At 66.5% G+C, this 15,222-nt stretch carries 10 protein-coding genes and 1 pseudogene; 8 read left to right on the top strand and 3 right to left on the bottom strand.

Annotation, left to right across the window (positions count from 1 at the left end):
* Positions 1–77: 77 nt before the first annotated feature.
* Positions 78–1,352: an FAD-binding oxidoreductase gene (locus tag VE092_RS11025; protein WP_324876690.1), complete on the top strand. Its 1,275-nt coding sequence runs from the start codon at positions 78–80 to the stop codon at positions 1,350–1,352.
* Between the two features lie 27 nt (positions 1,353–1,379).
* Here the strand turns inward: VE092_RS11025 and VE092_RS11020 are convergent, their stop codons facing one another.
* Together VE092_RS11020 and VE092_RS11015 are read right to left on the bottom strand one after the other, a co-directional pair.
* Entirely contained in the window at positions 1,380–2,540 is a 1,161-nt protein-coding gene (locus tag VE092_RS11020) for a GGDEF domain-containing protein (RefSeq protein WP_324876620.1), read from the bottom strand.
* 118 nt (positions 2,541–2,658) lie between these two features.
* The gene (locus VE092_RS11015; protein ID WP_324876618.1) at positions 2,659–2,952 is read right to left on the bottom strand and encodes a hypothetical protein; all 294 of its coding nucleotides are present in this window, start codon (positions 2,950–2,952) and stop codon (positions 2,659–2,661) included.
* Between the two features lie 98 nt (positions 2,953–3,050).
* Between VE092_RS11015 and VE092_RS11010 the strand changes: the two genes are divergently transcribed.
* The 4 genes and pseudogenes from VE092_RS11010 to VE092_RS10995 all read left to right on the top strand — a co-directional run bounded on the left by VE092_RS11010 (position 3,051) and on the right by VE092_RS10995 (position 8,542).
* Complete coding sequence (locus VE092_RS11010; RefSeq protein WP_324876616.1) at positions 3,051–5,069, top strand: bifunctional diguanylate cyclase/phosphodiesterase; 2,019 nt, start codon at positions 3,051–3,053, stop codon at positions 5,067–5,069.
* A 175-nt stretch (positions 5,070–5,244) separates the two neighbouring features.
* Positions 5,245–6,207 (top strand): annotated as a pseudogene (locus VE092_RS11005) (bifunctional enoyl-CoA hydratase/phosphate acetyltransferase); the annotation flags it as partial.
* Positions 6,204–7,385 carry an acetate/propionate family kinase gene (locus VE092_RS11000; RefSeq protein ID WP_324876614.1) on the top strand — a complete coding sequence of 394 codons (1,182 nt, stop codon included), beginning with the start codon at positions 6,204–6,206 and terminating at the stop codon, positions 7,383–7,385. The pseudogene VE092_RS11005 and the gene VE092_RS11000, both read left to right, overlap by 4 nt.
* 89 nt (positions 7,386–7,474) lie before the next feature.
* On the top strand, positions 7,475–8,542 hold the full coding sequence (locus tag VE092_RS10995; protein ID WP_414653466.1) for an alpha/beta fold hydrolase: 1,068 nt from the start codon (positions 7,475–7,477) through the stop codon (positions 8,540–8,542).
* Here the strand turns inward: VE092_RS10995 and VE092_RS10990 are convergent.
* A complete protein-coding gene (locus tag VE092_RS10990) occupies positions 8,539–9,282 on the bottom strand; it encodes a TetR/AcrR family transcriptional regulator (RefSeq protein WP_324876612.1) in 744 nt (247 codons plus the stop codon). The genes VE092_RS10995 and VE092_RS10990 overlap by 4 nt on opposite strands.
* 196 nt (positions 9,283–9,478) lie before the next feature.
* On the opposite strand from VE092_RS10990, the gene VE092_RS10985 reads away from it, so the two are divergent.
* From VE092_RS10985 to VE092_RS10975, 3 genes are read left to right on the top strand one after another with little or no spacing between them, the layout of a single operon-like run.
* Positions 9,479–10,561: an efflux RND transporter periplasmic adaptor subunit gene (locus VE092_RS10985; protein ID WP_324876686.1), complete on the top strand. Its 1,083-nt coding sequence runs from the start codon at positions 9,479–9,481 to the stop codon at positions 10,559–10,561.
* Complete coding sequence (locus VE092_RS10980) at positions 10,558–13,701, top strand: efflux RND transporter permease subunit (protein WP_324876610.1); 3,144 nt, start codon at positions 10,558–10,560, stop codon at positions 13,699–13,701. Before VE092_RS10985 ends, VE092_RS10980 begins: the two co-directional genes overlap by 4 nt.
* On the top strand, positions 13,701–15,173 hold the full coding sequence (locus tag VE092_RS10975) for an efflux transporter outer membrane subunit (RefSeq protein WP_324876608.1): 1,473 nt from the start codon (positions 13,701–13,703) through the stop codon (positions 15,171–15,173). Before VE092_RS10980 ends, VE092_RS10975 begins: the two co-directional genes overlap by 1 nt.
* Positions 15,174–15,222: the final 49 nt, after the last annotated feature.

Below are 15,222 nucleotides of genomic sequence, written 5' to 3'. Positions count from 1 at the left end.
AATGATTTCGCCGTGGGGACGATCTCCGGACACTTCCTTCCGGCGCTGCGTGCCGCAAGATGTTCGTGGAGACCATGATGCAAATGAAATCGTATTGGCTGGATACCTCGCCACCCTTCGTGAGCACGAGCGACGCCTTGCCCGAGGGCAAATGCGACGTGCTGGTCGTCGGTGGCGGTATCACCGGCTCGGCCGCGGCGCTGGCACTGGCGCGCAAGGGCGCGCGCGTGGTGGTCTGCGAGGCAGGTATCGTCGGCGGGGCGGCCTCCGGTCGTAACGGTGGCATGTGCAACAACGGCTTCGCCCAGGATTATGCTGCGCTCTCCCAGCGGCTGGGCAGGGAATGCGCCGATCGGTTGTATCGGGCCTTTGATGCCGGTGTCGATACGGTCGAACGACTGGTCAGGGAAGAGGCCATCGATTGCAGCTTCGCTCGCTACGGCAAGCTCAAGCTGGCCGCCAAGCCGGCGCATTACGACAGGCTGGCACGCAGCCACGCCTTGTTGGCGGCCGGTGTCGATCCTCATACGCGGCTGCTGAGCCGGGCGCAGCTACGCGAGGAACTGGGCACGGATCATTACCATGGCGCTCTGCTCATGGAGAAGAGCGCCGGCATGCATGTGGGCCGCTATGTGCGCGGGCTGGCGCAGGCGGCACAGCGGCGGGGGGCATGCTATCTGGAACACAATCCGGTGTTGGGGCTGCAAAGACAGGCCGGCGCCTATATGGTGCGTACTTCGCTTGGTACGCTGCGCGCCGGCCAGGTGCTGCTGGCCAGCGGCATTTCGCAGGTCGGCCCGTTCGGCTGGATCCGCCGTCGCATCGTGCCGGTCGGTGCATTCCTGATCGTCACCGCACCCCTGCCGCCCGCGCTGATGGCGCAACTGCTGCCCACCGCGCGCATGTGCACCGATACCCGCAATTTCGTCAACTACTTCCGCGCTACGCCTGACCATCGCCTGCTGTTCGGCGGACGCGCACGTTTTGCCGCGTCCAATCCACGCTCCGACGCCAGGAGCGGCGAGATCCTGCACCGGCAGATGCTGTCAGTCTTTCCCATGCTCGCCGACCTGCCCATCGAGTATTGCTGGGGCGGCATGGTCGACATGACTGCCGATCGCCTGCCGCGTGCGGGTCAGCGCGATGGCCTGTTCTATTCCATGGGCTACAGCGGTCACGGCACCCACATGGCCACGCTGATGGGAACCATGATGGCCGACATCATGGAGGGACGGGCCGACCTCAATCCCTGGAAGGATTTCCCCTGGCCGGCCATTCCCGGCCATTTTGGCAAGCCCTGGTTCCTGCCCTTCGTGGGCGCATGGTATCGGCTCAAGGACCGTTTGCAGTGAGTGGCGCGGCAGGGCGCAGCATCTGCCCTAGGCCGCCTGCGGGCCGACCGTGCCTACCACGACGCGGTCGCGTCCGGCCCGCTTGGCCTCGTACAGGGTCGCGTCGGTGTGGACCATCAGGCTTTCCAGGTCGGCCGGCGGGGTGGTGAAGATGCTGCCCCCCACGCTCAGGCTGACGGGAGCGGGCGTGGGAAAGGCTTTGCGAGCGACATGGCCAAAGCCCAGGCGCAGGTTTTCGCCCAGCAGGTTGAGCTGAGCAGCCTGCACATCCTGCAGCAGGATCACGAATTCATCCCCGCCCAGACGCGCCGCCAGGGCATCCTCGGGCAAAACCTCGTGCAGCAGCATGCTCAGCGCTTCGAGCAGTTGGTCACCGGCAGCATGGCCGTGCAGGTCGTTGACCTGCTTGAAGTTGTCGATGTCGATGAGCAGCAATGCGCCGGGATGCGCCGCGCTGGCCTGCGCCAGCACTGCCGGGGCGCCGGCCTTGAGGGCACGGCGATTGAGCAGGCCGGTCAGCGGATCGCGCGCGGCCAGCTGCCCGATATGCTGCTCACGGCGATGGCGCTCGGTGCCGGTCATCGACAGCGCGATGAGCATGATGGCCATCGCGCCTTCGATCAGCGAGAGCTGGATCACCGCGCCGCCGAAGGCCGCCAGATCGATCACGGCGGCCGGTGCGATGGCGACCATCGCCTTGGCGAGATAGAACAGCCCATGCGCCAGCAGGACATAGCGCAGCTGCACCGCACCCACGCTCAGCGACGCGCCGTGCGGCCGTAACAGGCTGCTGGCGCGTAGCGTGACGAGCGCGATCATCGACGATTGCACTCCCAGCATCACCCGCGACCACCAGGCGTGGGTCGGCAGGCCCAGCATCAGCAGCCACAGCAATGCCAGCAGCCACCAGCCGCGTACCAGGCGGGTACGGGTGAACCATGCCACGCCGGCCAGGAAACAGACGTGCGCCGTGATCAGCAGGCCATTGGCGAACCAGATGCCGACCAGCAGATAGCCGCGCGAGCGCAGCAGGGCCAGGAAGGAACCGAGGGTGATGATGGCGAAGCCGCTGCTCCAGATCAGCAGGGAGCGTTCGCGTACCACGCTCCATTCCACCGCCAGATAGAGCGCGGCAGAGACCGCCAGGGCGATGGTGAGGACAAGCAGGGTGGTGGGATCGAGAGACATGAGGGGAACCACGCCGATGGGCGAGGAGGTGCAGACGGACGGAACGGACAGGCGCTATTGTAGCCCTGCTGGCGCCGTCCGGCCGGCCGCAGCGCCAGCGGTCCCCGGGACGGGACGTTCAGGCGGGATCGGTCGCGGCTCCGTCCGGGCGGGTGACCGGCGCGGCCGGGTCCGGCTGGCCGGTGGCCTGCTGCGGCGAGAACAGCGGCAGTTTCTTTTTCACCAGCGGCAGGTTCAAGCGCTCGGTGCCGTCCGGTAACACGGCCTGCTCGGCCGATAACCAGTTTCCATTGTCTGTGCTCATGTTGTCCTCCTTGCGGTTGCGGAAGATCCAGCTTGGCTGTTCTCGCCGGAAAGCTCGTTGATGCAACGCAACCGGGGCGGCGTTTTGATGAGAATTCTTCTTGTCCATTGGATAATGCGGTCCGGCTCGCGTACTATGCTTCCCATCCGGCGGCCATGCCGGACCAGCCTTGTCAGGCGGCAATTCCACGACGCAACAGGAACACCATGTCACAGCAGCAGAACTCGCACGCCTCTTCCCCCGCGCCGGCTCCGTCCGCTCCCCTGCGCCAACTGATCCGGTCCGACCAGCTCATGGCGCTGCGCCAGACCGTACTGTTGTCCATGCCGGTCAATATGCTGCTGGGGCTGATCTCAACCGTCGTCGCGTGGCGCTCGGACAAGCTGGCCATCGCCCTGGTCTGGCTGACCTGTTCGGGGCTGGTCAATATCGCGCGCGTACTGGCCTGTCGCATTCCTGTACAGCGTCTGGCGGCGGCCTTGCCCTTCCTGCGGGAACGCCATTCGCACCGCACCGACGCCGATAGCGTGACCGAACTCAACCTGCGCCTGCACGCCCTGCTGGCGCTGCTGTCGGGCATCGTATGGGCCGGCGTGCCGCTGCTGTGTGAGGGCTATACCGCACCCGAGACGCTGTTCTACCTTACCTGTGTCTGCGGTATCACCGCCGGTGCGGTGACCCATGGCTTCGCCTTCGCCCGCATCCCGATCTGCTTCATCACGCCGCCGCTGCTGTCCATCATCTTCTGTCTGGCGACCATCGATACCAGCACCACCCGCGTGGCGCTGGCGGCGGCGGTGCTGCTCTACCTGGCGGCGCTGATCCGTGGCGCCAAGGTCAGCGAGGGACTGGTCTCGCATGCCAGCGCACTGAAGAACGAAGCCACCGCTGCCAACCAGGCGCTGGAAGTGGCGCACCAGGACCTGCATCGCTTCGCGCAGAAAATGCAGTACCAGGCCGAGCACGACCTGCTGACCGGATTGCTGGGCCGGGCCGGCTTCATGGAAGCGGCGCCGCGCATGGTGGCGCGGCAGGAGTATGCGCTGTGCATGATGTTCCTCGACCTCGACGGTTTCAAGGTGATCAACGATGCCTACGGTCATGAGGCCGGCGACCAGGTGCTGATCGAGGTGGCGCGCCGCCTGCGTGCCAGCCTGCCGGAAGGGGCCACTCTGGCGCGCCTGGGGGGAGACGAATTCGTGATCCTGTACGCCCTGGCGCCGCAGGCCGAGCCGCCCGAGCAGCTGGCGCGGCGGCTCATCGCTGCCATCCGGCAGCCCTTCGCGCGCCTGGCACACCGTCATATCGGGCTGAGCCTGGGCATCACCGTCACCTGCAGCCACGACATCAACGAGATGCTGGTCTGTTCCGACGCCGCCATGTACCAGGCCAAGCGCCGGGGGCGCAACCAGTTCTGCGTCTTCAACGACGCCTTGAATGCCCACCTGCAGATGAAGCGCGACGTCGAGCGTGACCTGGCCGACGCCCTGGCGCAACGCCAGCTGGAGGTGTGGTTCCAGCCCATCATCCAGCACGATGGTCACACCCTGGATGGTTTCGAAGCCCTGCTGCGCTGGCGCCATCCGCGCCATGGCCCGATCGCGCCGCCCGACCTGATCGAGATCGCCGCGCTGGCTGGCCTGTCGGAGGAACTGTTGCGCTTCATCGTCGGCGAGGTAGGCACGATGATCGGATTCCTGCAGGCCAGCGGCCGCCCCGACCTGCGGGTGTCGATGAACATCTCCCCGCGCGAGATGGAACGCATCCTGGTCGATGAACTGGTGGCCGAGATGCTCAGGTCGCAGCAACTGCCGGCGCAGATGCTGGAAATCGAGATCACCGAGGAAACCGCCCTGGACCTGCAGGCGGCCAGCCAGAGCCTGGTGGCGCTGGCCATGCTGGGCGTGAGCATCGCCATCGATGATTTCGGCGTGGGCTATTCCTCGCTGGGCTTCCTGCGCCAGATGCGGGTCTCGCGGGTCAAGATCGACCGCAGCTTCGTCACCGGCCTGACCGAACAGACCGAAAACCAGGCGCTGGTGGCGGCGGTGCTGCAGCTGTCGGGGTCGTTCGGTTTCCAGGTGGTGGCCGAAGGGGTCGAAAGTGCGGAAGACCTGCATACCCTGCAAGCCCTGCAGTGCCATGCGATGCAGGGCTATTACTTCGCCCAGCCCATGCCGGCGGCCCAGGCGCGCCAGATGGTGAACGCACCGGCCCGGGCCTGAGCGCGGCAAGACCGTGGATGACGCCGTGCTGACAAAGTTGAAGCAGATCAAGCTTTGGCCGATCAGGCCCGCAGCGGCGCCTGCCGGTCATTGAGTTCGTCTCCCCGCAGGGCTATGCTGCGACACGGCTCGCATGCTTGCGCATGTCGCCGGTCTCGTCATCCCCCTGGAGAACGCCATGTTTCCACCCGCCCAGGCCACCCCGGCCGAGCGTTACGGTCAACTCATCCGCGATGCCCTCGGAGCGCAAGCCATGCGGGTCGCGGTGGTCCATCCCTGTTCGGTGGAGGCCCTGCAGGGTGCTCTGGAAGCGCGCGACGAAGGGCTGCTGGAACCCTTGCTGGTCGGTCCCGTAGCACGCATACGCGGCATCGCCGAGCAGGCCGGGCTGTCGCTGCAGGGCCTGGTCATCGAAGGGGTGGAGCACAGCCATGCCGCTGCGGCGCGCGCCGTCGAGCTGGCCGTGCAGGGCAAGGTCGGCGCGCTGATGAAGGGCAGCCTGCACAGTGATGAACTGCTGGGCGCGGTGGTGGCGACGGGTTCCGGCCTGCGCACCGAGCGCCGCATCAGCCACGTGTATGCGATGGCCATCCCGACCTACTCCAAGCCGCTCATCATCACCGATGCCGCCATCAACATCACCCCCACGCTGGCGCACAAACGCGACATCTGCCAGAACGCCATCGACCTGCTGCACGTGATGGGCGTACCGCGTCCGCATGTGGCGGTGCTGGCGGCCGTGGAGACGGTCAACCCGGCCATGCCCTCTACCCTCGATGCGGCGGCGCTGACGGTGATGGCCACGCGCCACCAGATCACTGGGGCCCTGGTCGATGGCCCGCTGGCCTTCGACAATGCCATCAGCCTGCAGGCCGCCAGCATCAAGGAACTGCATTCTCCGGTGGCGGGCAGTGCCGATATCCTGCTGGTGCCGGACCTGGAGGCCGGCAACATGCTGGCCAAGCAGCTGATCTACCTGTCGCAGGCCGAGGCGGCCGGGCTGGTGCTGGGGGCGCGGGTGCCGGTGATCCTCACCAGCCGCGCCGACAGCCTGCGGGTGCGGCTGGCGTCGTCGGCACTGGCGCGCCTGTTCGCCGCGCGCAGCCACCTGCAGGCGGTGGGCAAGGGGGCGGCATGAACCGCTGGCTGCTGACCTTCAATGCCGGTTCGTCTTCCATCAAGCTGGGCGTGTTCCGACTCGATGGCGCACGTGCGTTCAGCATCGGACAGGGCCAGTTGGATCTTCACCTGACTCCGTTACGCCTGCGCCTGGAGATCGATGGCGTGCGCTCGGCCATCGAGATCGATGCCGACCCCGCCGCCTCGATGGACAAGGTGCTGGAGCAGGTCCTGCACCAGCTGGAAGTCGGACATGAACAGGGCGCGCTGTGCGCGGTCGGACACCGCGTGGTGCACGGCGGCTTGCATCTTTCGCAAGCGGTACTGCTCGACGCCGAGATCGAAAGCACGCTGGAGGCCCTCGCTCCGCTGGCGCCATTGCACCAGCCGCAGAACCTGCGGCTGATCCGCGCCATCGAGCGGCTGCGTCCCGGACTGCCGCAGACAGCGACCTTCGATACCGCCTTCCATGCCACCCAGGATACGCTGGCGCGCCGCTTCGCCCTGCCGCGCAAGCTGCATGAGCAGGGCGTGCTGCGGTATGGCTTCCATGGCATCTCCTACAGCTACATCGCCGCCGAACTGCGCCGGCGCGGCCTGCCCGAGGCGCATGGCAACGTGGTGGTGGCGCATCTGGGCAATGGCGCCAGTCTGTGCGCCCTGCAGAATGGCCGCAGCGTCGATGCCAGTACCGGCTTTTCCACGCTGGAGGGCGTACCCATGGGCACGCGTTGTGGCGCCCTTGATGCCGGGGTATTGCTGTACCTGTTGCAGCAGGGGATGACGCCCGCCGCGCTGGAAGACCTGCTATATCACCAGAGCGGCCTGCTGGGCGTCTCCGGCTTGAGCGCCGATGTGCGTACGTTGCAGCAAAGCGAAGCTGCTTGCGCGCGCGAGGCGCTGGAGCTGTTCGCATTGCGTTGCGCCGGCGAGGCGGCCCGACTGGCCACCACCATGGGCGGCATGGATGCCCTGGTCTTTACCGCCGGCATCGGCGAACACGATGCGCGCATGCGCGCAGCCATCTGCCGCCGCCTTGCGTGGCTGGGCATCCGGCTCGACCCGCTCGCCAATGACGCGCATCTCGAATGCATCAGCAGCGCAGCCAGCCGTCTGCGGGTGCTGGTGATCCCGACCAACGAAGAGCAGGTCATTGCTGACGACGCGGCAAGACTGATCATGGAGAATGCGCAATGACCAATACCCGCGCCACCATGGCTGACCACCCCAGCCAGGCCGATGCGAACGCGCCCTGCGGCCCCGGCTGCGTTCCGCTGTTCTGGCCGATGATGCTGGCCAGCGAGGTGTTCCGCCAGGGACAGGAGGTGGTGGACAAGCAGCTGCGTTTCCTGGAGGAAGAGGCCAGACTGCATGCCGTCCATCATCCGCGCATGGCCACCGCCAACCACGTGCGCATGAAGCTGCGTACCCTGAGCCTGCGCGAATATGGCCAGGCCACCGGCGGTCTCACGCCGACCCTGGTGGTGGCGCCCTACGCCGGCCATACCTCGGTGATCGCCGATTACTACCAGGGCCAGAGCCTGGTGGAGACCCTCCTGGCGCATGGCGTCGCGCACGTATTCCTGACCGACTGGCACAGCGCCAGCGAAGACATGAAGGACCTGGAGATCGATAACTACCTGGCCGACCTGTGCGTGGTCATCGACGAACTGGGCGGCCGCGCCAACCTGGTCGGGTTGTGCCAGGGTGGCTGGATCTCGGCGATGATGGCGGCGCGCTTCCCGGGCAAGGTGGAGCGCCTGGTGCTGGCCGGTTCGCCCATCGATGCCGGCGCCGGCGATGGCCCGCTCAAGCAGATGGTGGAGCGCTCCCCGATCCGCTTCTACGAAGATCTGGTGCGTACCGGTGGCGGCCTGATGCGTGGCAGCTTCATGCTGCAGGGCTGGAAGAACATGCACCCCGACGAGCACTACTTCACCGAACACGTGGACCTGTTCCAGCATATTGATGATCCGGTCTACCTGGCCAAGCGCGAGACCTTCGCCGCCTGGTATGAAACCCCGATCGACCTGCCGGGGCGCTGGTATCTCCAGGCCATCCGTCACATCTTCAAGGACAACCTGCTGGCCCGCGGCAAATACCCGGCGCTGGGCAAGGTCCTCGACCTCAAGGACATCACCTGTCCGCTCTATCTGCTGGCCGGCGAGCGCGACGACATCACCACCCCCGAGCAGGTGCTCAACGCCGCCGGGCTGGTCGGCACGCCGGCTGCGCGCATCACGCAGCGCGTGGTGCCGGGCGGGCATATCGGTCTGTTCATGGGAGGGCGCACCCTGGCCGAGGCCTGGCCGCAGATCGCGCAATGGCTGGTGGCGCCGCTCCAGGCAGGCTAGTCACCTGCCCGCGAGGTCTTCTTGCGGGGGGCGGTTGATTTTTTCGCTACCGCCGCGCCCTTCACCGGGTTTGCCGCTGTGGCGGTTCCCGGTGTGGTCACCACCTCGGCCACGGACGCCTTCATGAACCACGCCAGCACCGACTCTGCGGTCTTGCCATCGACGATGTGCGGTACGCAGCGATAAGAGAAGCTGACCCCTTCGCACAGCGCCATCAGGCCGATGGCGATCTCGCGTGCAGGCGCCGACGGCACCACGCCGGTCAGGTCGCAATAGGCCTGCACGAAGCAGGTGATCTGGTGATAACGCTCCTCCAGGTAGACATCGAGCTGCCGACGGAATTTTTCGTCGCGCAGGGCCACGATGCGTGCCTCCATCCACAGCAGGCTGCACTTGTCGTCGCGATACAGCGCCGAATACTGTTCGGCCAGCGCATCGCGCAGGGCCTCGGCATCGGTCAGCCCGCCATCGAGCAGGCGTTGGAAGCCGCGGTCGATGCTCTCGCCTTCTCGTCGGAGCAATTCGAAGAAGAGCTGGGTCTTGTCGTCGAAGTTGGAATAGAACGCGCCCCGCGAATAGCCGGCTGCCGTGCTGATATCCTCCACGCTGGTCAGCGCATATCCCTGCTGCATGAAGACCGCATGCGCCGCCTCCAGCAGTCTTTCGCGGGTTTGCTCGCGGCTTTGCTCGCGGCTCAGCCGCTGGCGGGGTTGGCGTGGTTGGCTGGGTTCGCGTGTCATGGGGCAGGATTCTAGCACTCTTGTATTCAAATACATGATTGCATCTGAATTCATATCTGCATTAGAATCGCTGAACTTTGTAAAGATGACCATCGAGGATGCGGAGCGCCCGGCGATCCGACCCTACCTTCCTGAAAGGAAAGCTGTGAAGCCCGTCTCACGTCCCCGTGTTCTTTCGCGCCATCTGCCGCTGGGCATGGCCACCGTCGCACTGGTCCTGGCGCTGTCGGCCTGCAGCAAGCCGGCCCCGGTGGCCGATGCCCCGCGCGAAGTGGTGACCCTGCAACCCCTGCAGCGCGACGGCGGCCAGCCCTTGCACCTGCCGGCCGAGGTGCAGTCGCGCTATGTGACCTCGATGTCCTTCCGTGTCGCCGGCCAGCTGGTGGAGCGCCGCGTGCACCTGGGCGACGTGGTGCGCAAGGGCCAGGTGCTGGCGCGCCTGGACCCGTCGGATGCCGATCAGAACGCCGCCTCCGCCCGCGCCGAACTGGCCTCGGCACGCCAGCACCTGGACGCCGCCGAGAAACAGTTGCAGCGCGATACCGCCCAGGCTCGCGAACAGCTGATCAGCGCCCAGCAACTGGAGCAGAGCCAGGATGCCCGCGCCGCTGCACTGGCGCAGTTCCAGGCGGCCCAGGCACGTGCCTCGGTGGCCGGCAACCAGCGCGACTACACCACCCTGGTGACCCAGCACGACGGCGTCATCAGTGCCGAACAGGCCAATACCGGGGACGTGCTCAACCCCGGCCAGCCGGTCTATTCGCTGGCCTGGTCGGGCGCGGTGGATGTGGTGACCGATGTCGCCGACCGCCAGCTGGCCGGGCTGCAGCCGGGCCTGCCGGCCACCGTGACGCTGGCCGCATTGCCAGGCAAGAGTTTCAAGGGCAAGGTGCGTGAAGTCAGTCCCGCCGCCGACCCGCAGAGCCGCACCTACCGCGTCAAGGTCACCCTGGAACAGCCCGACGCCAGTGTGCGCCTGGGCATGACCGGGGATGTCGTGATCACGCCCGAAGTCGGTTCAGGTCAGGCCAAGGTATTGCTGCTGCCGGCGACGGCGCTGTTCCATCAGGGGGACAAGCCGGCGGTCTGGATCGTCGGCGCCGACGGCAAGCTGGAACTGCGTCCGGTGACGGTGACCGCCTATGGCGAGCGCAGCATTTCGCTGTCGCAGGGCGTGGCCGTGGAAGACAAGGTGGTGGTGCAGGGCGTGCATACCCTGACCGCTGGCGAGAAGGTCAAGCCGGTCGCTCCGCTGCATGCCGAGGACTTCGCCCTATGAGCGCGCCCGGCCGTTTCAATCTCTCCGCCTGGACGCTGCAGCACCAGGCGCTGGTGACCTTCATCCTGGCGCTGGTGACGCTGCTGGGCATGGGCTCCTACAACCGGCTCTCGCAGTCCGAAGACCCGCCCTTCACCTTCAAGGTCATGGTGATCCAGACCGACTGGCCCGGTGCCACTGCGCGCCAGGTACAGGAGCAGATCACCGACCGCATCGCCCGCAAGCTGCAGGAAACGCCGGATGTGGACTTCCTGCGCAGCTATTCCCGTGCCGGCCAGTCGCAGCTGTTCTTCACCATCAAGGACACCGCGCCCGCATCGCAGGTGCCGCAGACCTGGTATCAGGTGCGCAAGAAGGTCGGCGACGTCGCCGCCACCCTGCCGCAAGGCGTCAAGGGACCTTACTTCAATGACGAATTCGGCGACGTCTACACCAACATCTATGCACTGGCCGGCGACGGCTTCACGCCCGCACAACTGCGCGACTATGCCGACCAGTTGCGCGGCGAACTGCTGCACGTGCCGGGCGTGGCCAAGATCGATTACTTCGGCGAGCGCCAGGAACACATCTACATCGACATCGGCAACCCCCGCATGACGCGCCTGGGCATCAGCCCGCAGCAACTGGCCGATGCCATCGGCGGCCAGAACGCCGTGGTGCCGGGCGGCCTGATCACCACCGGCAACGACCGCGTCTATGTGCGTCCTACCGGCCAGTTCGACAACCTGCGGGCACTGGAAGACAAGATCATCCACCTCAACAACCGCAATTTCCGGCTGGGTGACATCGCCACCATCCATCGCGGCTACGACGAACCCCAGGAACAGGAAATGCGCGCCAACGGCCAGCCGGTGCTGGGCATCGGCGTGACCATGCAGCCCGGTGGCGACGTCATCCGCCTGGGCAAGGCCCTGGATGCGCGTACTGAAGAATTGCGCAAGCGCCTGCCGGCCGGCCTGACCCTGACGGCGGTCTCCAGCATGCCGCACGCCGTGGAAAAATCGGTCGACGATTTCCTCGAAGCCGTGGCCGAGGCTGTCGCCATCGTGCTGGTGGTGAGCCTGGTCTCGCTGGGCATCCGCACCGGCATGGTGGTGGTGATCTCGATCCCGATCGTGCTGGCGGTGACCTCGCTGTTCATGTACATGTTCGACATCGGTCTGCACAAGGTCTCGCTGGGCACCCTGGTGCTGGCGCTGGGTCTACTGGTGGATGACGCCATCATCGCCGTCGAGATGATGGCGGTGAAGCTGGAGCAGGGCTGGAACCGCCGCCGCGCTGCCGCCTTCGCCTACACCAGCACCGCGTTCCCGATGCTCACCGGTACCCTGGTGACGGTGGCCGGTTTCCTGCCGATTGCCCTGGCCAAGTCCGGGACCGGCGAATACACCCGTTCCATCTTCGAGGTCTCGGCCATCGCGTTGCTGCTGTCGTGGCTGGCGGCGGTGGTGCTGATTCCGCTGCTGGGCTATCACATCCTCAAGGAAAAGCCGGGCGCGCTCAGCGACGAACAGATCGCCGCCAATCCGCATGCCGGCCATGACGAGGAAGACCACGATCACCCCATCTACCAGACCCGCATCTACACCCTGCTGCGGCGCTCGGTGTCCTGGTGCGTGGCCTTCCGTGGCCGCGTGGTGATCGCCACCACCTTGCTCTTCATCGCTTCGCTGGCCGCCTTCGCGCTGGTGCCGCAACAGTTCTTCCCCAGCTCCGACCGGCCCGAACTGCTGATCGACCTGCACCTGCCCGAGCGCGCCTCCTTCGAGGCCACCCAGCGCGAAGCCATCCGCATGGAAGCCCTGCTCAAGGACCGGCCGCAGATCGATCACTACGTCAGCTTCGTCGGTGTCGGTGCACCGCGCTTCTACCTGCCGCTCGACCAGCAACTGGCCAGCCCCAACTTTGCCCAGTTCGTGGTCACCGCCAAGTCGGTGGAAGATCGGGAAGCCCTGGCGAAGGCGCTGGAAGAGCCGCTGCGCAAGCAGTTCAGCGGCGTGCGTACCCGCATGACGCGCCTGGAAAACGGTCCGCCGGTCGGCTTCCCGGTGCAGTTCCGCATCAGTGGCGAGCAGATTCCCAAGGTGCGTGCCATCGCCGAACAGGTGGCCGCCGAAATGCGCAAGGAGACCCGCGCCACCAACATCCAGTTCGACTGGGATGAACCGGCGCAGCGTTCGGTCTCCTTCGAGATCGACCAGAAACGCGCCGGTGAGCTGGGCCTGAGCAGCCAGCAGATTTCCAATTTCCTGGCCATGCAACTGTCGGGCTACACCATCACCCAGTACCGCGAGCGCGACAAGCTCATCAGCGTCGATCTGCGCGCCCCGCGCAGCGAACGCGTCGACCCCTCGCGCCTGGCCACACTGTCCATGCCCACCGCCAACGGCCCGGTGCCGCTGGCGACCCTGGGCAAGTTCCACAACACGCTGGAATACGGCGTCATCTGGGAACGCAATCGCCAGCCCACCATCACCGTGCTGGCCGATGTGCGAGCAGGCGTGCAGGGTATCGACGTGACCAACGATGTCAACCAGAAGCTCGACGCGCTGCGCGCCGAGCTGCCGGTGGGCTACCGTATCGACGTCGGCGGCCCGGTGGAAGAAAACGCCAAGGCACAGTCCTCGATCTCGGCGCAGATGCCGCTGATGTTCATCGCCGTACTGCTGTTGCTCATGGTGCAGCTGCAAAGCTTCGGCCGTACCCTGATGGTGGTGATGACCGCCCCGCTGGGTCTGATCGGCGTGGTCGGCGCGTTGCTGCTGTTCGGCCAGCCTTTCGGCTTCGTCGCCATGCTGGGGACCATCGCCATGCTGGGCATCATCATGCGCAACTCGGTGATCCTGGTGGACCAGATCGAGCAGGACATCGCCGCCGGCCGTGGCCGCTTCGACGCCATCGTCGGCGCCACCGTGCGTCGCTTCCGCCCGATCACGCTGACTGCGGCCGCGGCCGTGCTGGCGCTGATCCCGCTGTTGCGCAGCAACTTCTTCGGCCCGATGGCCACCGCCCTGATGGGCGGCATCACCATCGCCACCATCCTGACCCTGTTCTACCTGCCGGCCCTGTATGCGCTGTGCTACCGGGTCAAGCCGGATGAAACCCATCACCGCGACAACGCTGCGCAAGGGAGCCACTGATGAGCGCCGTCCGTTTTCCCCCCGCCCCGCGCACCCTGACGCTGGCCGCAGCGCTGCTGGTCTCCGGTTGCGCCCTGGGTCCGACCGGCGAGGCACCGGCCTCGCCCCAGCCGGCCCACTACGCCGTCGATGCCACACCCGCCACCCTGGGGCCGCAGGAGGCGCGTCAGAAATTCGTGCTCGGCCAACGCGCCGTGCCGCAGTGGTGGCGTGCCTATGACTCGCCGGAACTCTCCGCATGGGTGGAGGAGGCCCTGCGCAGCAACCATTCGCTGGCCCAGGCTGATCGCAACCTGGCCGCCGCCCGCCTGCAGTTGCGCGCCCAGATCGATGAATCGCTGTGGCCCACCATCGATGCGGTCGGCCAGGCCCAGCGCCAACGCGCCCTGGGGCTGCCCAATCTGGGACCGACCACCAATCTGTACAACGTCTTCGCCGGCCAGATCCGCGCCAGCTACACCTTCGACCTGTTTGGCGTGGAGCGCTTCGCCAACTCGGCGGCGGCGGCCCAGGTGGATGCACAGTCCTACCAGTTCGACGCGGCACGTCGCTCGGTGGCGGCCAATGTGGTGATCACGGCCATCAACGCGGCTTCCCTGCACGCGCAGGTGATGCATACCGAACGCCTGGTGGCGCTGGCCGATGCCGATGTCGAGGAGATGCAGCGCCGGCTGGCGCTGGGTGCGGTGTCACAGGATGAGTTGCTGTCGGCGCAGGCCAGCGCGCAGTCGCTGCGCGCCAGCCTGCCCGCCATGAAAGCACAGTGGCAGGCCTCGCGCCATGCGCTGGCGGTGCTGATGGGACGCACCCCGGACGCTGCTCCGGCCGACCTGGACATCACCCGTCTGCAACTACCCGGCGAAGTGCCGATGACCTTGCCTTCGGAACTGCTGCGCCAGCGGCCCGATATCCTGGCCGCCGACGCCGCATTGAAGGTGGCTGCCGCCGAGCAGGCTCTGGCCACGGCCGAGATGTTCCCCAGCCTGTCCATCAGCGCCTCCTTCGGCCAGTCCGGTTTTACCTGGGCCAAGGCGACCAGAGGCGCGGGTGCGGTGTGGGGACTGGGGGCTTCGCTGACGCAGCCGCTGTTCCACGGCGGCGCTCTCAGCGCCCGGCGTGATGCTTCCAAAGAGGCCTATCTCGCGGCCGAGGCCAATTATCGCCAGACCGTGTTGAATGCCTTCCAGAACGTGGCCGATAGCCTGGTGGCGCTGACCCAGGATGCGGATGCGCTGCAAGCCTCCACGGCAGCGCGCGCGGCCAGCGAGCAGGGCTGGCGCAATGCCCAGCGACGCGCCCAGCTGGGCGCCTACCCGGCCAGTGCCGCACGCGCAGGCGAACGCCAGTATCTCAATGCCAGGCTGGGCGAGGTGCGTGCCACGGCCAGCCGCATGAGCGATACCGCCACCCTGTTCCAGGCCATGGGCGTGGGCATCGAAGTACCGCCCCAGCAGGCGGCGGCCAAGCCCTGAACGTTCCGGAAGGGAGCACCCAGCGGGCGCTCCCGTTCCATCCCTATCC

It is taken from the genome of Herbaspirillum sp. (assembly GCF_035644555.1).
GTDB lineage: Bacteria > Pseudomonadota > Gammaproteobacteria > Burkholderiales > Burkholderiaceae_D > Herbaspirillum.
This window is presented reverse-complemented; position numbering and strand designations above follow the sequence as displayed.